This window comes from Spirillospora sp. NPDC052269 (assembly GCF_040679435.1).
Taxonomy (GTDB): Bacteria; Actinomycetota; Actinomycetes; order Streptosporangiales; family Streptosporangiaceae; genus Spirillospora.
Genome location: NZ_JBFAUU010000002.1, coordinates 123,195 through 143,782, shown reverse-complemented (window position 1 = coordinate 143,782; position 20,588 = coordinate 123,195). Strand labels below are relative to the sequence as shown.

22 protein-coding genes are annotated in these 20,588 nt (G+C 72.3%); 14 read left to right on the top strand and 8 right to left on the bottom strand.

Translation table 11 applies throughout. The features are described 5' to 3' along the window. Window positions 1-37 precede the first annotated feature (37 nt). From AB0L06_RS04060 to AB0L06_RS04050, 3 genes are read left to right on the top strand one after another with little or no spacing between them, the layout of a single operon-like run. Window positions 38-652 carry a hypothetical protein gene (locus AB0L06_RS04060; protein WP_500229433.1) on the top strand — a complete coding sequence of 205 codons (615 nt, stop codon included), beginning with the start codon at window positions 38-40 and terminating at the stop codon, window positions 650-652. A 22-nt stretch (window positions 653-674) separates the two neighbouring features. Continuing rightward, on the top strand, window positions 675-2,033 hold the full coding sequence (locus AB0L06_RS04055; RefSeq protein ID WP_500229432.1) for a sensor histidine kinase: 1,359 nt from the start codon (window positions 675-677) through the stop codon (window positions 2,031-2,033). Then, entirely contained in the window at window positions 2,030-2,692 is a 663-nt protein-coding gene (locus AB0L06_RS04050; RefSeq protein ID WP_500229431.1) for a response regulator, read from the top strand. The genes AB0L06_RS04055 and AB0L06_RS04050 overlap by 4 nt, the downstream gene beginning before the upstream one ends. Here the strand turns inward: AB0L06_RS04050 and AB0L06_RS04045 are convergent. From AB0L06_RS04045 to AB0L06_RS04025, 5 genes are all read right to left on the bottom strand, one after another. Beyond that, complete coding sequence (locus AB0L06_RS04045) at window positions 2,689-3,456, bottom strand: DUF6348 family protein (protein WP_500229430.1); 768 nt, start codon at window positions 3,454-3,456, stop codon at window positions 2,689-2,691. The two genes, AB0L06_RS04050 and AB0L06_RS04045, sit on opposite strands and share 4 nt — an antisense overlap. 58 nt (window positions 3,457-3,514) lie before the next feature. Further along, entirely contained in the window at window positions 3,515-5,359 is a 1,845-nt protein-coding gene (locus AB0L06_RS04040) for a YncE family protein (protein WP_500229429.1), read from the bottom strand. 56 nt (window positions 5,360-5,415) lie between these two features. Further along, window positions 5,416-6,489: an NYN domain-containing protein gene (locus tag AB0L06_RS04035; protein WP_500229428.1), complete on the bottom strand. Its 1,074-nt coding sequence runs from the start codon at window positions 6,487-6,489 to the stop codon at window positions 5,416-5,418. A 129-nt stretch (window positions 6,490-6,618) separates the two neighbouring features. Next, window positions 6,619-6,858: an acyl-CoA carboxylase subunit epsilon gene (locus AB0L06_RS04030; protein ID WP_500229427.1), complete on the bottom strand. Its 240-nt coding sequence runs from the start codon at window positions 6,856-6,858 to the stop codon at window positions 6,619-6,621. 80 nt (window positions 6,859-6,938) lie between these two features. Next, on the bottom strand, window positions 6,939-8,534 hold the full coding sequence (locus AB0L06_RS04025; protein ID WP_500229426.1) for an acyl-CoA carboxylase subunit beta: 1,596 nt from the start codon (window positions 8,532-8,534) through the stop codon (window positions 6,939-6,941). 244 nt (window positions 8,535-8,778) lie between these two features. Between AB0L06_RS04025 and AB0L06_RS04020 the strand changes: the two genes are divergently transcribed. The 5 genes from AB0L06_RS04020 (at window position 8,779) to AB0L06_RS04000 (ending at window position 13,150) form a co-directional block, all read left to right on the top strand. After that, complete coding sequence (locus AB0L06_RS04020; RefSeq protein WP_500229864.1) at window positions 8,779-11,406, top strand: phosphoenolpyruvate carboxylase; 2,628 nt, start codon at window positions 8,779-8,781, stop codon at window positions 11,404-11,406. Window positions 11,407-11,468: 62 nt separating this feature from the next. After that, on the top strand, window positions 11,469-12,068 hold the full coding sequence (locus AB0L06_RS04015; protein WP_500229425.1) for a hypothetical protein: 600 nt from the start codon (window positions 11,469-11,471) through the stop codon (window positions 12,066-12,068). Between the two features lie 12 nt (window positions 12,069-12,080). Further along, window positions 12,081-12,518: a GNAT family N-acetyltransferase gene (locus AB0L06_RS04010; protein WP_500229424.1), complete on the top strand. Its 438-nt coding sequence runs from the start codon at window positions 12,081-12,083 to the stop codon at window positions 12,516-12,518. 48 nt (window positions 12,519-12,566) lie between these two features. Next, complete coding sequence (locus tag AB0L06_RS04005) at window positions 12,567-12,887, top strand: DUF6247 family protein (RefSeq protein ID WP_500229423.1); 321 nt, start codon at window positions 12,567-12,569, stop codon at window positions 12,885-12,887. Next, on the top strand, window positions 12,884-13,150 hold the full coding sequence (locus AB0L06_RS04000) for a hypothetical protein (protein WP_500229422.1): 267 nt from the start codon (window positions 12,884-12,886) through the stop codon (window positions 13,148-13,150). The genes AB0L06_RS04005 and AB0L06_RS04000 overlap by 4 nt, the downstream gene beginning before the upstream one ends. A gap of 17 nt (window positions 13,151-13,167) precedes the next feature. On the opposite strand, the gene AB0L06_RS03995 is transcribed toward AB0L06_RS04000, so the two are convergent. Next, window positions 13,168-13,956: an enoyl-CoA hydratase/isomerase family protein gene (locus tag AB0L06_RS03995; protein WP_500229421.1), complete on the bottom strand. Its 789-nt coding sequence runs from the start codon at window positions 13,954-13,956 to the stop codon at window positions 13,168-13,170. Between the two features lie 63 nt (window positions 13,957-14,019). On the opposite strand from AB0L06_RS03995, the gene AB0L06_RS03990 reads away from it, so the two are divergent. Together AB0L06_RS03990 and AB0L06_RS03985 are read left to right on the top strand one after the other, a co-directional pair. Next, a complete protein-coding gene (locus AB0L06_RS03990; RefSeq protein WP_500229420.1) occupies window positions 14,020-14,877 on the top strand; it encodes a biotin--[acetyl-CoA-carboxylase] ligase in 858 nt (285 codons plus the stop codon). 47 nt (window positions 14,878-14,924) lie between these two features. After that, window positions 14,925-15,935 (top strand): adenylate/guanylate cyclase domain-containing protein, encoded by a 1,011-nt coding sequence (locus AB0L06_RS03985; protein ID WP_500229419.1) that lies wholly within the window; start codon window positions 14,925-14,927, stop codon window positions 15,933-15,935. On the opposite strand, the gene AB0L06_RS03980 is transcribed toward AB0L06_RS03985, so the two are convergent. Further along, the gene (locus AB0L06_RS03980; RefSeq protein WP_500229418.1) at window positions 15,932-16,990 is read right to left on the bottom strand and encodes a hypothetical protein; all 1,059 of its coding nucleotides are present in this window, start codon (window positions 16,988-16,990) and stop codon (window positions 15,932-15,934) included. The genes AB0L06_RS03985 and AB0L06_RS03980 overlap by 4 nt on opposite strands. Before the next feature lie 168 nt (window positions 16,991-17,158). Between AB0L06_RS03980 and AB0L06_RS03975 the strand changes: the two genes are divergently transcribed. From AB0L06_RS03975 to AB0L06_RS03960, 4 genes are all read left to right on the top strand, one after another. After that, complete coding sequence (locus tag AB0L06_RS03975) at window positions 17,159-18,028, top strand: helix-turn-helix domain-containing protein (protein ID WP_500229417.1); 870 nt, start codon at window positions 17,159-17,161, stop codon at window positions 18,026-18,028. Between the two features lie 9 nt (window positions 18,029-18,037). Continuing rightward, window positions 18,038-18,232 (top strand): DUF397 domain-containing protein, encoded by a 195-nt coding sequence (locus tag AB0L06_RS03970; RefSeq protein WP_500229416.1) that lies wholly within the window; start codon window positions 18,038-18,040, stop codon window positions 18,230-18,232. Between the two features lie 276 nt (window positions 18,233-18,508). Continuing rightward, window positions 18,509-19,111 (top strand): ATP-binding protein, encoded by a 603-nt coding sequence (locus AB0L06_RS03965; RefSeq protein ID WP_500229415.1) that lies wholly within the window; start codon window positions 18,509-18,511, stop codon window positions 19,109-19,111. A 90-nt stretch (window positions 19,112-19,201) separates the two neighbouring features. Beyond that, window positions 19,202-19,801 carry a hypothetical protein gene (locus AB0L06_RS03960; RefSeq protein WP_500229414.1) on the top strand — a complete coding sequence of 200 codons (600 nt, stop codon included), beginning with the start codon at window positions 19,202-19,204 and terminating at the stop codon, window positions 19,799-19,801. Window positions 19,802-19,808: 7 nt separating this feature from the next. On the opposite strand, the gene AB0L06_RS03955 is transcribed toward AB0L06_RS03960, so the two are convergent. After that, on the bottom strand, window positions 19,809-20,495 hold the full coding sequence (locus AB0L06_RS03955) for a maleylpyruvate isomerase family mycothiol-dependent enzyme (protein WP_500229413.1): 687 nt from the start codon (window positions 20,493-20,495) through the stop codon (window positions 19,809-19,811). Window positions 20,496-20,588: the final 93 nt, after the last annotated feature.

Here is a 20,588-nt window from a genome sequence, read left to right as displayed (position 1 = left end):
ATGTGCGGGAGGGGGTGCGCGGACGAGCATTGAGGGCATGAAGAACACACGCTTCGCGCTCGTCGCCGCTCCCGCGCTGATCTCGGTCTACGGCATCGTCCGGCTGCTGGACGGCTTGAACGGGAACCGTGGACCCGGCCCGCTCTGGGTGCTCGGGCACCTCGCCTTCCTCGTCTCGCTCGTCCTGTTCGTCCCGATCCTGCTGACGCTGCGACGGGCCGCGACCGGCGGACGCGGCACGGCGAGCCGGGTCGTCGCGACCGTCGCGACCGTCCTCGGGCTCGGGGGCGCGGTGGCGGCGATGGCGCAGATCGCCATCGACATCTGGGTGGGGGCCACGGCCGCCGACAGTGCCGAGATGGCGCGGATGTTCGACGACGTCAAGTCCGTGCCGGGCGTCCCGGCCATCGTGTACGGACCGGGGCCCGCGCTGTTCTACCTGGGCCTTCTCGCGCTGCTGGTCGGCTGCGCGGTCGCCCGCTCGATCCCCGCGTGGACGCCCGTCCTCGCGTTCGCGGGCATCGTCGCGTCGCTCGCGTCCCTGGACCTGCTGCCGGTGACCGGCGTGCTCATGCTCGCCCCGCTGCTGCCGCTGTGGCGCGCGGGCGCCCAGAAGGACGCCGCGATGCTCCCGACGCGCCACCAGGCATGACAGGATGCGCCATGTGTCCGAAATGCCGGTTGTCGTGCGGCTCCGCCGCTGGTCCGGGACGTGGGCGTCGGACGCCGTCCTCGCCGCCGCGATCCTCCTCGCACAGCTCTGGCCGCTGCTGAGCATCTCGCGCCCCGGCGGCGGCCACTGGCCGTGGTGGGGGTACGCCGCCGTCACCGCGTCGGTGCTGCCGCTGGCGTTCCGCCGCCTCGCGCCGGTGCCCGTCCTCATCCTGACGGTCGGGTTCGGCACGTCCTACGACCTGGTGTCGCCGCTGGCCTGGCAGCCCATCTGGTACGGCCCGATCCTCGCCTACTACACGCTCGCGACCCACTCCGGCCGGACGGCGCGGATCGGCGTCATCACGACGCAGCTCGTGCTGACGGCGGTGCTCCGTCCGTCCCCGGACACGCTGTTCCGCGCCGTCTTCATGTGCATCACCGCCTACGCGGTCGGCCGCGCCGTCGCCCTCGGGCGAGCCCACGCGGCCGCCCTGGAGGACCGCGCCGCCCGCGCCGAGAACGAACGCCGCCTGGAAGCCGCCCGAGCCGAAGCCGAATCCGAGCGGGCGACCGCCGAGGCGGAACGCGCGGCGGCTGAGTCGAGGCGGGCGACGGCGGAGGCCGAGCGCGCGGTCGCCGAGGCGGAGCGGGCCGCGGCGGCGGAGCGGGCGCGGATCGCGCGCGACATGCACGACATCCTGGCGCACGCGGTCAGCCTCATGATCGTCCAGGCCGAGTCGGGGCCGCTGCTCATGGCGTCCGACCCGGAACGCGCGTCGGCGGCGTTCGACGCGGTCGCCGAGGCCGGACGGGACGCGATGACGCAGCTCCGGCGCGTCCTCGTGCTGCTCAAGGACGGCGAGGACGCCTCCCGCGCCCCGCAGCCCACCCTCGCCGACCTGCCCGAACTCGCCGGACGCGTCGCCGGGGCCGGGCTCGCCGTCGAGCACCAGGTGATCGGCGAGCCGCGCCCGCTCCCGCCGGACGTCGAGCTGGCCGCCTACCGGATCGCGCAGGAGGCCCTCACCAACACCGTCAAGCACGCCGGAGCGGAGCACGTCGAACTGACGCTGCGCTGGCACGCCGACGCCCTCGAACTGACCGTCCGCGACGACGGACGGGGTGCCGCCGCAGTCGCACGTCCCGGCGCACGGACGCTGCCGTCCGGCGGCAACGGCCTGATCGGTATCCGGGAGCGCGCGGCGGCCTGCGGCGGGACGGCCGAGACGGGCCCGCGCGACGACGGCCGCCCCGGCTTCACCGTCCACGCCGTCCTCCCGCTGCCTCTCGTTCCGACCACCCCCGCGCTGACCTCGGTGTCCTCCACGGCCACCCCGGTGGACGGGCCGGCGGCGGTGTCCGCGAAGATCTCCGCATGACGCTGCGCGTGGTGGTCGCCGACGACCAGGAACTCGTCCGGGCCGGGTTCGCGCTGATCCTCTCGACCCAGCCGGACATCGAGGTGGTCGCCGAGGCCGGGGACGGGTTCCAGGCGGTCGCGGCCGTCCGCGAGCACGCCCCGGACGTGGCACTGCTCGACATCCGGATGCCCGGCATGGACGGCATCGAGGCGGCCCGCACGGTCTGCGCCGAGTCGGACTGCCGGGTCGTCATGCTCACCACGTTCGACCAGGACGACTACGTGTTCGCCGCGCTGCGCGCCGGGGCCAGCGGGTTCCTGCTCAAGGACGTCCGCCGCGACGATCTCGTGCACGCCGTCCGGGTGGTCGCGGCGGGCGAGTCGCTGCTCGCGCCGTCGGTGACCCGGAGGCTGATCTCCGAGTTCACCTCCGGCGCGGTCGTCCGCGCGCCGTCCGACGACCGGCTGGCCGTCCTGACGGCGCGCGAGCGCGAGACCCTGCGGCTGCTCGGACGCGGCCTGTCCAACCCGGAGCTCGCGGCGGCCCTCGTGGTCAGCGAGCACACCGTGAAGACCCACGTCAGCAACGTGCTGAGCAAGCTCGGCCTGCGCGACCGCGTGCAGGCCGTGATCGCCGCCTACGAGACGGGCCTCGCCGTCCCCGGCGACGGCTCCTAGTCTTCGCCGCCCGCGGGAACGACCTTCTCGCCGCCCGCGGGGGCGGCGTTCTCGCCACTGGTGGCGGCGACGTGCTCGCCCTTGGCGGGGACGACCAGCGCCCACGACTTGACCGACCCGTGCCCGCCGTCCCACGGCAGGTGGTCGGCGATGTGCGCCATGGACGCGCTCGCGTCGTCGTTCAGCACCGTGACCTCGGTGACCGGGCCGTCCGGCATGTTGCCGCAGAACGTGTACGCCCAGATCGGACGGTCCGGGTACGCGTAGCCGTCGAGCAGCGTGTGGACGGCGCGCATCGTCGGCGGAAGCTCGGCGGCCGTCTCCCGGACGGCGTCGGTCATCCCGCCGAAGTCGCGCATCGCGAGCGGGCCGAAGTAGACGTCCGCGGTCTGCGTGCCGTTGCTCATCGCGTACGGGTGCACGTGGCCGGTCAGGTCGCTGCCGGGGACGTACGCGGCGGCGAACACCGGGAACACGTTGTGCAGCCAGCCGTCGAGCGCGTCCATGGCCGGGGACCGGTCGCCGCCGCCGATCCCGACGGCCTGGTCCCACGCGGCGACGCCGCCCCACTCGGGCATGACCACGCCGATCGGGACCCGGACGACCATCCCGTTCGACTGGAGGTCGGGCGCGCCCACGACCACGCGGAGCCCGTGCTCGGGCAGGTCGACCGCGTCGCCGTCGTGCTCCGCCGCGATGTGGTGCCCCTCGGCCAGCAGCCTCGCCAGAAGTCCCGCCAGACCCGTCGCGCTGATCTCGCTCATGATCGTCAACGTACCCGCGCGCAACGCCGCACGGCATCCCGGGTCGTTGCGTTTCCGCTCAGCGGTAGATGCCGGGCCCGCCGAGCGCGCGACGTCCGGGCTGCGGGAACGGGAGCGGCGCCGCCGGATGTCCGCCGAGGCGCACGGTCCGGTCCGCGGCACCGGTGCGTGTGTCGAGCGCGATGAGCATCCCGGCGGACGGGCGGGTCAGCCACAGCGTCCGCCCGTCGACCGACACCCCGCCCGCCGCGAGCGCGCCGTCCCCGGGGACCCGCCAGTGCGCCGCGACCCGCCGCGACGCCACGTCCAGCACGGTCACCTCGGACGGCCCGACCACGTACAGCGACCGCGCGTCGCGGCTCAGCACCAGCGCGGACGCTCCCGGCGACGTCCGGACGAACCGGGCGTTCCGGAAGTCGCGCGCGTCCAGCAGCCGGACGCCGCCCGAGCCCGCGTCGGCGACGGCGAACTGCGAGCCGTCCGGAAGCAGCCGGACCCCGGACGGCCGCGACCCCGCGGGGAGCGCGCGCGTCGCCTCGACCACCCCGCGCCGCGGATCCAGCAGGACGAGCCGCCGCGCCGCCGCGCACGACACGGCCAGCGACGACGCGTCGGCAGAGAAGTCCGCCGAACTCCCCGCGCAGGGCAGCGGGATCGTCGTCCACCCGCCCGACGCCGCCGACCTGACGTCCACCTGCCGGCCCCGCGCGGAAACCACCAGCGCCGCCTGCGTGTCGTCCGGCGCGAAGTACAACGTCCCCGGCTCGGGCAGCCGCCGCGTGAACGCCCGGACCTCGGCGTCCGCGTCCGCCCCCAGGAGCATGGGCGCCGCCGTGGCCGCACCGCTAGTGCCCGTGCCCAGGAGCAGGGGAGTCGCGCCGCGCATGCCTTCGCCCATGTGCGTGCCCAAGAGCACGGGTGTCGCGCCGCTCATGCCTTCGCCGGTGCCGCTCGTGCGCGTGCTCAGGAGCACGGGTGTCGCGCCGCGCATGCCTCCGCTGGTGCCGCGGGTGGACGAGCTCAGCAGGGGGCTGAGCACGCCGTCGTCCGAACGGCCGCCGCTCGGGCCCGTCCCGCCTGAGCCGGGGTCGCGCCAGGTCGGACGCGGGCGTGTGCTGTTCGGGGTGCGGGTGTCGGCGCCCTGGCGCGTGACGCGCGGGCGCACGGTGTTCAGGCTCGGGCTCGGGCTCGTCCCGCGCTTGCCGGAGTCCGGCCGGGGGCCGATCGTGCGTCCGCTCGTCCCGCTGCGTGTGCTGTGCGGACGCGTGGCGGGGACACGCCGGGGCCCGCTCGTCACATCCGGGGCGGGTGTTCTCGCCGTCTTCGGTTTCGTCGCCGGAGACGTGGACGCGGTGGGCGAGGGGCCGGCCGTCGGCAGGGGCGGGACGCCGCCGGGGCGCTCGATCTCCGGCGGCAGCGAGACGACCGCGCCGTGCGTCGTGTCGTTCAGCCAGAGTTCCCGCAGGTCGGGGGCCGCGGTCAGCTGGACGGGCCCGCGCGGCGTCGCCCGCAGCGACCCGACCGGACGCAGCGTCTGAGCGTCCAGGACGGTGACCCCGCCGGTGAGCGAGTCCGGGACGTACACGCGCTGCGGCAGGTGGCGCAGGGATTCGGCCAGCGAGGACGGACCGGTCGTCCCGGCGTACACGCCCGCCGCGTCCTGCCCCGGCCCGTCCGGAAGGCCGGCGCCCGGCGGCGTCGAGACGAAGGGGGCGGGCGCGCCGAGCGCGATGACCGGGGCGCCGGACGGCCCGTGCCCGGGACGGTAGAACGTGACCGGTGAGCGGCATCCCGCGCTCAGGAGCGCCACCGACGCCAGCAGCGCCGTCGCCCTCCGCAGGGACGCGGCGGACGGAACGGGCGCGGGGTCCGCGGTGGACGCGGAGCGCGACGGCATGGTCACGGGCGGGACACTACCGTGAGGGCACGCACGGTGTCCGAATAATCACGGGCCGGGGCTCAGTCGGAGGTGCCGATGCCGATGCCGAACTCGCGGTACACCCGCTCCCAGAAGCCGTCCCGCAGCCAGGTGCGGGCCTCCTGGTAGGGGCGCAGCGACCCGCCGAGCTCCTTCTCCGCCTCGATCAGCAGCTCCTTGTCGATGACCGGCGGCAGGATCGGGCCGGGCAGCAGGTCCCGGATGTTGTCCCGGCCCCGCTCGAAGATCCACTTCTGGGCGACGTGCTCGCCGATCTCCAGCATGTGCGCGCGGTCCGGGCCGAGCTTGCCCTCCGACAGGGACGCGGCGGCGGCGTTCAGCGCGGCGGCGACCGTGGCGGGCGTGGCCGCCGGGGCGACGTGGTTGCCGCGTCCGGCGGGCGCGGACGGCTCGCCCGCCGGAGCCGGGGCCCCGGGCGCGGGACGCACCGACGGCACCCGTCCGGCGAACACCTGCGACGGCGACGGCACGACGGGCTTCCCGGGGGCGGGCGCGGTCTCCACGACCGTGACGGCGGGGACCGGCAGCACCTTGGCCTTGGTGAAGTACGGGCGCAGGAAGTCGGCGGGCAGCACCTCGACCGTGTCGGACTCCCAGACCAGCCATTCGGCCTGGTTGGAGCCGTGGGTCGGCTCCACGCCCCACAGGTGCACGCGGACGCCGTAGCGCTGCGCCGCCTCCACCGCGGGCAGCATGTCCTCGTCGCCCGCGAGCAGCACCGCGTCGGTGATGGCGCGGTGCCGGGCGAGGGCCTCGAGGTCGGCGCGGAGCTGCGCGTCCACGCCCTTCTGCTGGCCCTGCGCGTTCAGGTTGCCGAGCCGTAGCTTGACCAGCGGCAGGTTGGCGATGACCCGCTGGTCGACGGTCGGCTGCCGCTTGGGCGCGGCGTCGAACCAGTACAGCCGGAGCAGCTCACCGACCAGCTGGTCGTCGGCGCGGTCGGTCAGGGCCTGGATCAGCTTCTCGGCGGCGACGCGGTACTCGCGCCGCGAACCGCAGCCGAGCAGCAGCGCCCCGGAGGCCGCGTAGAGGTACCCCGCGTCGACGAAGATCGCGTATCGCGCGGGCTGAGGAACGAACTCCGAGGTGGCCATCGTCACACACCTTATTCGTGCACCCCCCGCTCCTGCGGGTGAACGACGGTTACGTGTCGCGCCGGAACAATGCCCTCCAACCTCCCGAGATCACCCCATCCGAGGGCGTGTTCCGGCTCCGGATCCGGGTCACGGCAGGGCGCTCGCACGCCAGGCCCCAGGGCCCGGACGGGGCGGAGGCGGGGTGCGCGTGAGGCGGGAGCGGTCGGCCCAGTGCGAGACCGGGCCGCCGGGCGCGTCGTCCCGCGCGGCCGCGGCCGCCTGGGCGCGCGCCGTCAGCACCGCGACCAGCGCGGCGACCTCCTCGGCGGACGGGTCGCCGCGCACGATCCGCAAGAACGCCCCGCCCTCGTTCTGGCCGTCGTCCATGAACGCCCTCCTTCGGAACGCCTGAGAGTCGGATGCCCGTGAACAGGGCACCCGAAAACCGCACGATCAGTGCGGTTAGCTCAGAGCGGGATGTTGCCGTGCTTCTTCGGCGGCAGCGTGCGGCGCTTCTCGCGCAGCGAGCGCAGCGCCCGGACGACCTGCCCGCGCGTCTCGGACGGCTTGATGACCGCGTCGACGTAGCCGCGTTCGGCCGCGATGTACGGGTTGGCGAGGGTGTCCTCGTACTCGGTGACCAGCTCGGCGCGGCGCGCGTCCGGGTCGTCCGAGGCGGCCAGCTCGCGCCGGTACAGGATGTTCACCGCGCCCTGCGCGCCCATGACGGCGATCTGCGCGGTCGGCCAGGCGAGGTTCACGTCCGCGCCGAGGTGCTTGGACCCCATGACGTCGTACGCGCCGCCGTACGCCTTCCGCGTGATGACCGTGACCAGCGGGACCGTCGCCTCGGCGTAGGCGTAGAGCAGCTTGGCGCCGCGCCGGATGATGCCGTTCCACTCCTGGTCGGTGCCCGGCAGGAAGCCAGGGACGTCCACGAAGGTCAGCACGGGGACGTTGAACGCGTCGCAGGTCCGGACGAACCGGGCGGCCTTCTCCGAGGCGTCGATGTCGAGCGTCCCGGCGAACTGCATCGGCTGGTTGGCGACGACGCCGACCGGACGGCCCTCGACCCGGCCGAACCCGACGATCATGTTCGGCGCGAACAGCTGCTGGACCTCGAGGAACTCCCCGTCGTCCAGGACGTTCTCGAGCACGCGGTGCATGTCGTAGGGCTGGTTCGGGGAGTCCGGGATGAGGGTGTCGAGCTCGTCGTCCACCTCGTCCGGGTCGACCGGGACGTCGTAGGCGGGCGCCTCGGACAGGTTGTTGGACGGCAGGTACGCCAGCAGCGCCTTCACGTACTCCAGGGCGTCGTTCTCGTCGGACGCCTGGTAGTGCGCGACGCCCGACTTGGTGTTGTGCGTGTGCGCGCCGCCGAGCTCCTCGAACGTCACCTCCTCGCCCGTGACCGTCTTGATGACGTCCGGGCCGGTGATGAACATGTGCGAGGTCTGGTCCGCCATGATCACGAAGTCGGTGAGCGCGGGGGAGTACACCGCGCCGCCCGCGCACGGGCCGAGCACGACCGAGATCTGCGGGATCACGCCGGAGGCGTGCACGTTCCGCTTGAAGATCTCGGCGTACAGGCCGAGCGCGACCACGCCCTCCTGGATGCGCGCGCCGCCGGAGTCGTTGACGCCGATCACCGGGCAGCCGGTCTTCAGCGCGTGGTCCATGACCTTGGTGATCTTCTCGCCGAAGACCTCGCCGAGCGAGCCGCCCATGACGGTGAAGTCCTGGCTGAACACCGCGACCGGACGGCCGTCGACCGTGCCGTGCCCGGTGACCACGCCGTCCCCGTAGGGCCGCCGGGCCTCCAGCCCGAACTGGGTGGAGCGGTGCCGGGCATAGGTGTCGAACTCGACGAACGAACCGGGGTCGAGCAGCGCGTCGATCCGCTCCCGCGCGGTCATCTTGCCCTTGGCGTGCTGCTTCTCGACCGCGGCCGCGGACGCCGCGTGCACCGCCTCGAAGCGTCGCCGTTCCAGGTCCGCGATCTTGCCCGCCGTCGTGTGGATGTCGATGTCTTCCACCGCGGGCTCAGGAGCTTCCATCGCCATGCGGTGAAGCGTAACCGGCCGCTGACCCCCTCCCGGCGGCCGGGGGCCGGTTCCCGGCTCCGGCCGTCCGGCGCCCGGGGTCCGGCTCCCATGTCCGGTGGTCGACGATCGTCCGGCGGGCGGGGGCCGGTTCGGCGTCCGGCGGATGAAGTGCGTGGTCACGCGCGTGCTTCGCGCGCGCGTAGAGGGGGGCGCGGTGCTCAGGGCGTTCAGGGCCGCTCACTACTGTGGGCCCGTGGCTGACATGACGCGTGAAACGCTCCGGCATGACCTCCCCGACGCGCTGCGCCGGGACGTCCGGTTGCTCGGTGCCATGCTCGGGGACGGGCTCGTCGAGTACGGCGGGCCCGACCTGCTCTCCGACGTCGAGCGGCTGCGGCACGCCGTGATCGCCGCCCGGCGCGGCGAGGGCGGCGCGGACGAGCCCGCCGCGATCGTGGACGGCTGGTCGCTGGAGCGCGCCGGGCAGGTCGCCCGCGCGTTCACCGTGTACTTCCACCTCACCAACCTCGCCGAGGAGCACCACCGGATCCGGACGCTGCGCCAGCGGGACGCCCGGGGCCGCACGGTGCCCGGCTCGGTGGCCGCGGCGGTCGAGACCGTCCGGGCCGAGGCGGGCGAGCAGCGGCTCGCGGCGATGGTGGACGGCCTGGAGTTCCGCCCGGTGTTCACCGCGCACCCGACCGAGGCCCGCCGCCGCGCGGTCGTCACGTCCATCCAGCGGATCAGCGACCTGCTGTTCGCCCTGGACGACGCGCCCGAGGACGGCGAGGAGCACGCCGAGACCGAGCGCCGGATGCGCGAGGAGATCGACCTGCTCTGGCGCACCGCGCTGCGCCGGCACACCCAGATGGACCCGCTGGACGAGGTCCGCACGGCGATGGCCGCGTTCGACGAGACGATCTTCCGGGTCGTCCCGCAGGTGTACCGGACGCTGGACGCCGCGCTCGACGACGGCCGCACCGGGACGCGCCCGCCGCGCGTCCGGCCCTTCCTGCGGTTCGGGTCCTGGATCGGCGGCGACCGGGACGGCAACCCGTACGTGACCGCGCAGGTCACGCGGGAGGCCGTGATGATCCAGGCGGGGCACGTGCTGCGCGCGCTCGCCGCGATGGCGACCCGGGTCGGCCGCGAGCTGACCGTCAGCGAGGCCACCACGCCCGCCTCGCCCGCACTGCGCACCGCGCTCGGCGCCGCCCGCACCGCGAACCCCGAGCACCTCGCCGAGATCGCCAAGCGCTCCCCGGACGAGCCGCACCGCCAGTTCCTCCTGCACGTCGCCGACCGCATCACCGCGACCCTGGAGCGGAACGCCGACCTCGCCTACTCCGGCCCGGACGAGCTGCTCGCCGACCTGGGCGTCCTGCGCGACTCGCTCGCCGAGGCGGGCGCGACCCGGCAGGCGTACGGACGCGTCCAGGACCTGGTCTGGCAGGTCGAGACGTTCGGCTTCCACCTGGCCGAGCTGGAGATCCGCCAGCACTCCGAGCTGCACGAGAAGGCCCTGAACGAGGTCCGCTCGGGCGGCCCGCGCAGCGAGATGACCGACGAGATCCTCGAGACGCTCCGCGTCGTCGGGTGGATCCAGAGCCGGTTCGGCGTGGACGCCTGCCGCCGCTACGTCGTCTCGTTCACGCGCTCCGCGCAGGACATCGCGAACGTGCACGAGCTCGCCGCCTCGCTCGGCGACGACGCGCCCGTCCTCGACGTCATCCCGCTGTTCGAGACGGGCGAGGACCTCGAACGCGCCGCGTCCGTCCTCGCGGGGATGCTGGAGATCCCGGCCGTCCAGAAGCGGCTGGACGACACGGGCCGCCGCATGGAGGTCATGCTCGGCTACTCCGACTCGGCCAAGCAGCTCGGCCCGACGTCCGCGACCCTCCGCCTGTACGACACGCAGGAGGCGCTGGCGGAGTTCGCCGCCGAGCACGACATCAGGCTCACGCTCTTCCACGGGCGCGGCGGTTCGCTCGGACGCGGCGGAGGCCCGGCGCACCGCGCGATCCTGGCGCAGGCGCCCGGCTCGGTCGCGGGCCGCTTCAAGGTGACCGAGCAGGGCGAGGTGATCTTCGCCCGGTACGGCCAGCCGAAGATCGCGCACCGGCACCTGGAGCAGGTCACCAACGCGATCCTGCTGGCGTCCACCGACGCCGTGCAGGACCGCGCCCGCGACGCCGCCGCCCGGTTCCGCCCGCTGGCCGACCGGATCAGCGACGCCGCCAAGCGTTCGTTCCAGTCGCTCGTCGAGAGCGACGGCTTCGCGACCTGGTTCGGGCGGGTCAGCCCGCTGGAGGAGATCGCCGAGCTGCGCATCGGGTCCCGGCCGTCCCGGCGGAAGGCCGCGCGCGGCCTGGAGGACCTGCGGGCCATCCCGTGGGTGTTCGCCTGGACGCAGACCCGCGTGAACCTGCCCGGCTGGTACGGCCTGGGCAGCGGCCTCGCCGCGGTCTCCGACGACGGCCGTGACCTGGACGAACTCCGCGAGGCGTACGCCGAGTGGCCGCTGTTCCAGACCCTGCTGGACAACGCGGAGATGAGCCTCGCCAAGACCGACCGCGCGATCGCCGAGCGCTACCTCGCGCTGGGCGGGCGTCCCGAGACGACCTCGACGGTCCTGGAGGAGTACGACCGGACGCGCCGTCTCGTCCTCGCCGTGACCGGCCACGAACGGCTGCTGGAGGACCGGCACGTCCTGTCCCGCGCGGTCGAACTCCGCAACCCGTACGTGGACGCGCTCTCGCACCTCCAGCTCCGCGCGCTCGGCGCCCTCCGCTCCGGAACGGTCACGGACGAGTCCGAGCACGCCCACCTGGAGGACCTGCTGCTCCTGTCCGTCAACGGCGTCGCGGCGGGCCTCCAGAACACCGGCTGACGAACCGTTCGCTCCCCGAGATCGTCCAAACCGCTATGGACCGGACGACCTCGGGGAGCGATATGACAGCGCGGCTGGCGGCCACCACGACGATCATCCTGACCGGGGCGGTGGCGCTCTCGGCCTGCGGAGGCTCGGGCGGCTCGGGCGGCAAGACGAAGGCCGACCCGAGCACGCCGCCGCCGTCCGCTCCCGCCACGGCGCCCGGCGCGGCCGGATTCGCGTCGGGCGAGCCGGCGCCGACGCGCGGCGTGCCGACGCTCGGGCCGTCCGGGTTCGGCGCGCTGAAACTCGGGATGACCACGGCGCGCGCCAAGGCGACCGGGCAGATCGTCCTCAAGTCCGCGCCGCAGGGCGCGGGCTGCGGCACCTTCTCCCTGAAGGCCCACCCGGCCGGGGCGAACGCGGTCGGCGGCTACGTCTCACCGCACTACGGTGTCGCGTCCATCGCGGCTCGTCCCGGTATGCGGACGCCCCAGGGCATCGGCCTGGGCTCCACGCTCGCGCAGGTCAAGCACGCGTACCCGCACCTCCAGACGGGCGTGAACGGCTCGTCCGCGCCCGTCCCGGGGAACGCGAAGGCCGTCTACTCGTTTCTGGTGACGAATGACAAGATCAAGGAGCTGTCCCTGGACTTGAAGACCCAGGACTGTCACAACTAGGAGAACCACCGCATGCCGGACATCAGGCTCGCCGTCCCGTCCGACCGTCCCGCGATCGAGGGGGTCGTCGAGGCCGCCTACACGCCCTGGGAAGAGATCATCGGGACCCGTCCGCTGCCGATGGTCGCGGACTACGCCGCGCTGATCGACGCGGGCCGGGTCTTCGTCCTGGACGACCTGACCGGCCTGATCGTCCTCATCCCCGAGGAGGGCGTCCTGTACGTCGACAACGTCGCCGTCGACCCGTCCGCCCAGGGCGGCGGCCGCGGTCGCCGGCTGCTGGACTTCGCCGAGGACAAGGCCCGCGAGCTGGGCCTTCCCGCGCTCCGCCTGATCACCAACGAGAAGATGGCCAGCAACATCGCCCGCTACGAGCGCCGCGGCTACCTCCAGACCGGCCGCGAGACCATCGAGGGCCGCCACGCCGTCCACATGTCCAAGACCCTCTGACGGTCGTTCTTCGGGCTTCCACCTGGGCGGCTGCGTAGACTCGGTTGCATGACCGCTTCCGTCCCGGAGCCGCCCGCTCCCGTCCCTCCCGGCAGGGACCTCAAGGCCATCAGGGCCGCGCTGCTGCCGGAAGATCGCGCGGACTTCGACTCCGGGCTGCGCCGGGCGATGAACACGGCGGCGGATCACCTGGACCTTTCGCCTGTGCACGAATTCATCGAGACGTGGTGGCGTATCGCGGTGTCGTCCATGGATCCGGGACGACACCGCGCGGCCCTTCGCGCCTCCGAGGCGTTGGTGCGGGGTGAGGCGGTTCCCACGGTGGACGCCACCGAGATGATCCGGCGGCGGCTGGCCGGCGGCCGGTGATCTACCGGGTCGAGGAGACCGAGGAGGTCCTCGCCGACCTCTCCGTGCTGCCCACCGAGGCGTTGACCGCTTACCTGGAGTTGCGGTCGGCCCTGGAGCTGTCGCCCTGGAGCGGCGATCAGTACAGGCCGGACAGCCCCACCGGCGGCAACATGCGGACCGCCGCTTTCGGCGGAGGGCAGGGGCTCGCCATCTACGTCATCATCGAGCACTCCGAGATCGATGAGTACCGGGTCGTCATCACGAGGGTGACCTGGATCTGACGACCCGGCGCCGCAGGTCAGGCGGGGGTGGGCCAGTTGGGCTTGCGCTTCTCGGCGAAGGCGGCGATGCCCTCGCGGCGGTCGGGGGAGAAGGCGACCGTGCGCCAGGCGTTCTCCTCGACGTCCAGGCCGGCCTCCAGCGGGAGGTCGCCGCCGATGCGCATCGCGCGCTTGGCCGCCCGGACGGCGATCGGGGAGTTCTTCGCGATCTGGGACGCGATGGACAGGGCCTCGGCACGCGCCTCGCCCTTGGCGACACGCCGGTCGGCCAGGCCCAGCTCGGCGGCCTCGTCCGCGGTCAGGCGGCGTCCGGTGAGGACGAGGTCGGCGGCGCGGCCGGAACCGATCTTGCGCACCGCCAGCTGCGTGCCGCCACCGCCCGGGACGAGCCCGACGGTCACCTCGGGCAGCCCGAACACGGCCGTCTCGTCCGCGACGATCATGTCGCAGGACAGCGCGAACTCGCAGCCGCCGCCCAGCGCGAAGCCGTGCACCGCCGCGATCACCGGCTGCGGCAGGTTCAGCACGCCGCCGAACGCGGCGCGGAACACCGGGCGCTGCGCCAGGATCTCGTCGTCGGTCATGGCGTTGCGTTCCTTGAGGTCCGCGCCCACGCAGAACGCCTTGTCGCCCGAGGCCGACAGGACGACCGCGCGGACCGAGCCGTCCGCGGCGACCTCCGCGCACACCGCCGCCAGGCGCCGCGCCATCGCGGTCGACAGGGCGTTGAGGGCCTCCGGCCGGTCGAGCACGATCTCGGCCACATGTTCGTTCTGCTTGTCGCGCTTAAGCGTCACTCCGTCCACAGAGTGCACCTTAGATCGCGTGCTGCCGGTGGGCCATGGGGCGGGGTGAGGTTGGATGGTGGTGTGACTCGCTATGGGGACCTCGACCGGCCGCCGCTCCACGAGGCGGCGCTCTCGCGCGCGCTCATCCGGCCTGGTGGGCTGTGGCGGAGCGTCCGGGTGGTGGAGGAGACCGGTTCGACCAACGCCGACCTCGCCGCTCTCGCGCGCGCGGGGGAGGACGAGGGCGTGCTGCTCGCGACCGAGCTACAGACGTCCGGACGTGGTCGCCTCGGCCGGACATGGACCGCTCCAGCCCGCTCCGGGCTGGCGTTCTCGATGCTGCTGCGGCCGGACGTCCCGATCGACCGGCTGGCCTGGGTGACGCTGCTGACCGGCGTCGCGGTCGCGTCGGCGGTCCGGCGGCTGACCGGGTTCGGCGCGGCGGGCGACCGGTTCTTCCCCGGCGCGGACGGCGACACCGAGGTCGAGGCCGTCCTGAAGTGGCCCAACGACGTGCTGGTCAACGACCGGAAGCTCGCCGGGATCCTGGTCGAGAAGATCGACGACGCGGTCGTCGTCGGAGTCGGCCTGAACGTGTCGATGCGCGAGGACGAGCTGCCCGTCCCGACCGCGACGTCCCTGGCCATCGAGGGCGCGCCGCTGACCGACCGCGCGTCCCTGCTGCGCGCCGTCGCCCGCGAGATCGAGGGCCGGTACCGCGAGTGGGCCGCCGCGTCCGGCGATCCGGAGATCTCCGGCCTGCACGCCGACTACCGGGAGCTGTGCACGACGCTCGGCCGCGAGATCCGTGTCGAGCTGCCCGGCGGGGCCGAGCTGCACGGCCACGCCAAGGACGTCGACCTGGAAGGACGCCTCGTCGTGGCCGGCCCCGAAGGGGTGCAGCCGGTCAGTGCGGGTGATGTGGTGCATGTGCGCTGAGCGGCGCGATCCGCCACGATGTTTCGCGTGACGTTGAAAGGGGGGAAATGTCGGACGCGGGCCTGCCGGACCCCAAGGAGATCGAGGAACTGCTCCTCGGCGGCGAGCTGAAGTACAACCGGGTGGACGCCGTGCGCCTGTCCGGGGTCTCAGCCGAGTTCGCCCGGCGGCTGTGGCGGGCTTTCGGCTACCCGTCCACGCCGGAGGACGCCGTCGCCTACACCGAGGGCGACGTCGCCGCGCTCTGCCGCATCCGCCGTCTCATGGATGACGGCGTCCTGGACGAGAACGGCGGGATTCGCCTGGTCAGGGCGTTCGGCCAGACGATGACCCGGCTCGCCGAGTGGCAGGTCAACCTGCTCACCGCGATGCTCGTGACCGACCCGCAGGAGCAGCCGTCCGCCGAGGCCGTGTCGTCCATCGTCGACATCGCCGAACGGCACATCGACGAGTTCGAGCCCCTGGTCGTCCACGCCTGGCGCCGCCAGCTGGCCGCCGCCGGCACCCGCGCCATGGCCGCCGCCGCGTCCCGCGAGGCCGACGACGAGCCCCACATGCCCGGACGCCTCGTCACCACGGTCGGTTTCGCCGACATGGTCTCGTTCACCCAGATGAGCCGTGAGCTGAGTGAGATCGAGCTGGCCCGCGTGGTCGAGTGGTTCGAGGAGACGGCGGCGGACATCATCGCCACCTGCGGCGGACGCCTGGTCAAGACCCTCGGGGACGAGGTCCTGTTCGCGGGCGACACCCCCGAGATCGGCGCCGAGATCGCCCTCTCCATCGCCGCCGCCATCCAGGATGAAACCGAGATCCCGGACGTCCGGGTCGGAGTGGCCCACGGCCCGGTGCTGCCGCTCATGGGCGACGTCTTCGGCACCACGGTCAACCTCGCCGCCCGCCTGACCGCCCTGGCCAGGCCCGGGACGGTCGTCATCGACCAGTCCCTCGCCGAGGCCCTGGGCGAGGACGAGGACTACAAGATCACCGGCATGGTCCGCCGCCCCGTCCAGGGCCTCGGCATCATCGAGCCGTACGTCCTGCGCCGCGCCAAGCCCTAGTACTTGGGAGTGGGCAGTTCGAGCTTCGTCAGCAGCCTGGCCAGGCTGCGCGAGCTCTTGGCGTCGCCGCTGTCCTTGACGAAGGTGTGGAGCGCGAGGACCAACCTGCGACCGCGCTCGTAACGCTCGTCGCTCCATTCCCTCAGACGTTCCAGAGCCGCGTGGACGAGCTTGAACTCCGCGAAGAACAGGAACAACCCGAGGTCGGCGAGTGCCGGAGCACTGACCCTCTGCCGGCCGTTGGCGGACTCGAACGGCTTCCGGATCACCTCGCCCTCACTCACGCCGCGTCTCTCCATCCGGTTCTGGACGAAGTCCACGCAGGGCTGACCGGCCAGCAACTCGCCGAACCGGAGGGCGACCCAAGGGTGCAGCCCCTCGTCGCCGCCCCGCACCGGGTGGGAGCTGCGGTACGCGTGCGAGAGCACCTCACACGCCGGTTCCACCTCGTTCTGCCCCATGAGGACGTGGCTCTCGAGATGACCCGCGTAGGCCGCGAACGTGCCGTTGCACCCCTCTCGTGAGTGGCTGAGCGGTCGCAGGGCCGCGTCCTGGTCGCCGCTCTGGATGAGGAGGTTGCCGAGCAGGAACCCGGCGACGTATCCGGGCGTCGTGCCCTTGTGGGCGTCGAAGGCGGCTGCGAAGCCGTCCCGGGCGGCGTCCGTGGCACCGGTGAGCTGGGACGCGAGGCTTGCGAGGATCTGTCGTCCCACGTCCGAGGACATGGCCGACCGGAACTTCCGGTTGAGCATCACCGTGGCCAAGGGCCCGAGCCAAGGGTCCTCGCCAGCGGCGACCTGCTCCAGCCAGAGCCGATCGGAGCCGTCCAGGCCGTTCTCGCTGATCTCGATGCCCGCCAACGCCATCGCCGCATGCCCGGACGTGCTGCTACGTCCCGTCCCGGCGAGCGCGGTCAGCGCCTCCCGAGCCCGCGCGACGTCACCCGCGCGGTAGGCGGCCAGCTCGTTTTCGACCACACCCGGCACCGGGCTCAGCGGATCGGGAGGCAGCGGAAGGGGCCGTCCGTCAGAGTCGAGCAGGGATGGATCAGTCACGTCGTTCGCCTTCTTCGGGGGGCGTTCCCACGCGAGCATGCCAGGCCGGACCGACATCGATCGCGGGTGCGCTGTCTGTCCAAATTCCCGCCACGGTTGGTGTTCTCGTGACTACGCTCGTGCCCGAGACCCAGGACTGTCCGGCTTTGGTGACAGTGGAGGTGCGGTGTGATCAGTCCGTACGTGCGACGGTTGCGTCTCGCGCAGGAGCTGCGTGACCGGCGTCAGGCCGCCGGGATCACCAGCCAGGAACTCGCCAAGCGCGCTGGGGTCCACCGCCAGATGGTCTCCCGCCTGGAGAACGCGCACGTCCCACCTGACCAGGACGATGTGCTCGCGTTGCTGGACGCCCTCGGTGTGGAGGGACGCGAGTGGACCGAGCTGGTCACCATTGCCAACGAGGCCGCATCCCGTGGCTGGTGGGAGGGCAGCGCGAAACAGATGGGCGAGCGGCAGGCGCTCTTCGCCAATCTTGAAGCCGGTGCGGACACGATTCGGGACTACGCCCAAGCCCTCATCCCTGGCCTCCTGCAAACTCCCGAGTACACACGTGCCCGGATCGAGTTGAGCGATGACCGTCCCATGGCCGCCGGGGCCACACTCGACGGCGTGCTGCGCGGTCGCGCGAACCGTCAGCGTCTGGTTCGCCGTTCTGGGAGCGGGCCGGAGTACGAGTCGGTCATCGACGAGATCGCGATCCGGCGGCTGGGTGTGCCGTCGGACGTGCTGAGTGACCAGCTCATCAGCATTGCCAAGGCGTGCGAGGAGGACGAGCGAATCCGCGTCCGCGTGCTTCCCGTGGACGCGCGGTTCGACAACTACGCGGTGCCCGTGTGCGCCTTCGGCATCTACACCTACGCCAACGGTGATCCGGGCGTTGTCGCGATCGAAGCGGTGACGGCGGAGAACGTTCTGACGGAGAAGTCGGATCTCGGCGCCTACGAAAGGATCTTCGAAGGGCTGTGGAAGGGCGCCCTTTCGGCCGACGCCAGTCACGACTACCTCATCAAGACAGCCGAAGGGCTACGGCCTTGCTAGGAGGAGCGAATGTCGATCAACCGCAGCCAATTCCACGGATGGCGCAAATCATCCCGAAGTGGCACAGACAAGGACTGTGTCGAGGTTGGAACCGGTGTTGACCTGGTAGGTGTAAGTGACACCAAGCTCCATGGGGCTGGCCCAATCATCACTTTGAGCCCGACCGAATGGCGTGCACTCATGGTGGCCGTGAAGCGGGCCTGAGAAAGCCCCACCGCGCGCTGAAGGTGCAGGTGGAAGCGGGTCGCGACGTTCAGCGTCGCGGCCCGCTTCGCGTTCTCCAGTGATCAACTCATCACTGATCGTCACGAATCGCTTGCGGGGTGCCCTGGACATTCAGATACTTCGGAATGTCAGAGCAGGCGGGGATTCCTTGACTTCGATCCTCGCGGCCCTGTGCAGTCCGGAGCCGTGTGGGCCGTGGGGTTCGCAGGCAGGGGTTCGCCATGGATGTACGTCGCGACAGGGAGTGATCGAGTGATGACGCCAGCGCAGCTTGCCGCCGCCTTCCCTGGCTGGTCGGTGTTCCGCTCACAGGGCCCGGACGGCTCGTCCGCCGCCTGGTACGCGACCCGCCATCGCCGCCTGTCGGATCGCGAACTCCACCGCGGACGCGCCGCGACCCTCGTCGCGGACACCGGCGACGCGCTGGCCGAGCTCCTCGGCGACGACGCCGGAGTCCCGTCCGTCCTCCCGGACGAACTCCTCTTCTCATGCGTTGAGATCCCCGGCCAGGAATCGGGCGTACCGTGCGTCCGCCGCTGGGCGCGGAACCTCCTCGCCGACCCCCACACGCAGAACCTCGCGGGCGACGCGGAGCTCATCGTCAGCGAGTACGTCACGAACGCGATCTGGCACTCGGCGAGCGGCCTCGCGGGTGGGCGCGTCCGCGTCGAACTCCTCCTGACGGCCGCCGTCCTCCGCGTCACCGTCTACGACGACGGCCCCACCGATACCGTCGCCCCCGACGACGCCGACGAGCACGGCCGCGGCCTCCTGCTCGTCGCCGCCTGCTCCGACGACCACGGCCACCGCCACCTCCCCGACGGGCAACACCTCTCCTGGGCGTCCGTCAACCGCTAGGACCGCGGACGCGCCGACCGCCCGGCAACCTCCCACGCCGGTGGCGAACGTCGGTCGGCGCGTCCGCTCACTTCAGAGAGGGGAACCCTCATGGGCCTGGACCTCACCGCCGTCATCGTGGACTGGGCGCGCGTCCTGAACGTCGTGCCGGAGTCCCGCTACGAATTCCTGGAGAACGCCGTCTGCGCCCTCATCCCCGAGGACGCCTCGTACGACCCACCGCCCGGCCTCGTCTGGCCTGAACGTCCCGAAGTGGGCTGGTACGCCCTCTACGAGTTCCGGAACGCCGCTGGTTCGTACAAACCGCACTTCTGGGCGGGACGCTGCTGGGACTACATGCGCGACGCCGTCGACCCGTCCCTGCGCGCCGACGGCGACGCCTTCTTCGGCCGCCTCCTGGCCGGAGACACTGGCGACCACCTCGAACCCGGTGTCTTCCCGGATCAGGACGTCCGCCACGTTGCGATGCTGGTCGCCTGCGCGCCCGAAACCGTCCAAGCCCTCGCGGACGTCTGGACGCGCCTGGCCCCCCACCTGCACGAACTCCGAGAACCCTTCGACGTCCACGCTGCCCAGCCCGGACGCTGGATCGGAACGTTCGAGGAGTTCGAAGCCCTCACCCTTCAGTGGGCCCAAGTCGTCGGCGAAGCCGCCGACCGAAAATGGGCCCTGGCCGCGATCAACTTCTAGCGTCGCATCAGGGGACCAGCGGCCCGGCCAGCACTCCCAGTCCCGCCTCACGGTCCCCGGCCCAGGTCACCGACGCGGTGTCCCGAGGCTTGCGCCCCCACAGCATCAGCAGCAGGTCCTCCGCGATGCCCGAGAGCTCCGCGACCGGCTCACCGGCCCCGAAGGTCCAGGAGTGGCCGGAGTCGGTGGCGGTGATCCGCACGGCCTGCTCGGGATTGACGGCGGCGCCCCTGGAGATCATGCTCGGCGCCATGGTGTCGAAGACCTCGGCGACACCGTCGGCGGCGAGCGCCACGTTCAGCGGCGTCGTCGAGCCGAGGGCGTGCTCGGCGTCCCACCGGTGCATCAGCGTCTCCTGGCAGCGGCGCCGACGCCAGAACCCGACCGTGTGCGGTGGAGCGATCGTCCACGCGGGGGTCGAGGGATCGACCGACAAAGCCTCCACGAGCGTGTCCGCCGTCGTGGCGTACCAGGCCCTGAGGGCGGCCGGCTCACGGGGCGCGGCATCCTCGTCATAACTGTCGCCGTGTCCCTCTCGCACCGCCGTGGCGACCCACAGGTTCCCCGCTCCCATGTGCACGGCCAGGTCCACCAGCCTCCAACTGCCGCAGGTTTCGACCGGGGTCGACAAGTCACCGTCCAGTGCGGCGCCGAACGCATCCAGTTCACGCCGAAGCTCATTCAGGAAATCCACGCCGCGAAGATACCGCCCACCAGCCAAGGAGATCCGCCGCGCCAGCAGGGCGAACGTCGCCCGAGGCGGCACCGGCTCGGCTCACTCACGCGT

What these genes read in the sequence shown, in the direction of transcription:
- AB0L06_RS04060 (WP_500229433.1), top strand. Translation starts at nt 38, where the DNA reads ATGAAGAACACACGCTTCGCGCTCGTCGCCGCTCCCGCGCTGATCTCG.
- AB0L06_RS04055 (WP_500229432.1), top strand. Translation starts at nt 675, where the DNA reads ATGCCGGTTGTCGTGCGGCTCCGCCGCTGGTCCGGGACGTGGGCGTCG.
- AB0L06_RS04050 (WP_500229431.1), top strand. Translation starts at nt 2,030, where the DNA reads ATGACGCTGCGCGTGGTGGTCGCCGACGACCAGGAACTCGTCCGGGCC.
- AB0L06_RS04045 (WP_500229430.1), bottom strand. Translation starts at nt 3,456, where the DNA reads ATGAGCGAGATCAGCGCGACGGGTCTGGCGGGACTTCTGGCGAGGCTG.
- AB0L06_RS04035 (WP_500229428.1), bottom strand. Translation starts at nt 6,489, where the DNA reads ATGGCCACCTCGGAGTTCGTTCCTCAGCCCGCGCGATACGCGATCTTC.
- AB0L06_RS04030 (WP_500229427.1), bottom strand. Translation starts at nt 6,858, where the DNA reads ATGGACGACGGCCAGAACGAGGGCGGGGCGTTCTTGCGGATCGTGCGC.
- AB0L06_RS04025 (WP_500229426.1), bottom strand. Translation starts at nt 8,534, where the DNA reads ATGGCGATGGAAGCTCCTGAGCCCGCGGTGGAAGACATCGACATCCAC.
- AB0L06_RS04020 (WP_500229864.1), top strand. Translation starts at nt 8,779, where the DNA reads ATGACGCGTGAAACGCTCCGGCATGACCTCCCCGACGCGCTGCGCCGG.
- AB0L06_RS04015 (WP_500229425.1), top strand. Translation starts at nt 11,469, where the DNA reads ATGACAGCGCGGCTGGCGGCCACCACGACGATCATCCTGACCGGGGCG.
- AB0L06_RS04010 (WP_500229424.1), top strand. Translation starts at nt 12,081, where the DNA reads ATGCCGGACATCAGGCTCGCCGTCCCGTCCGACCGTCCCGCGATCGAG.
- AB0L06_RS04005 (WP_500229423.1), top strand. Translation starts at nt 12,567, where the DNA reads ATGACCGCTTCCGTCCCGGAGCCGCCCGCTCCCGTCCCTCCCGGCAGG.
- AB0L06_RS03985 (WP_500229419.1), top strand. Translation starts at nt 14,925, where the DNA reads ATGTCGGACGCGGGCCTGCCGGACCCCAAGGAGATCGAGGAACTGCTC.
- AB0L06_RS03970 (WP_500229416.1), top strand. Translation starts at nt 18,038, where the DNA reads ATGTCGATCAACCGCAGCCAATTCCACGGATGGCGCAAATCATCCCGA.
- AB0L06_RS03965 (WP_500229415.1), top strand. Translation starts at nt 18,509, where the DNA reads ATGACGCCAGCGCAGCTTGCCGCCGCCTTCCCTGGCTGGTCGGTGTTC.
- AB0L06_RS03960 (WP_500229414.1), top strand. Translation starts at nt 19,202, where the DNA reads ATGGGCCTGGACCTCACCGCCGTCATCGTGGACTGGGCGCGCGTCCTG.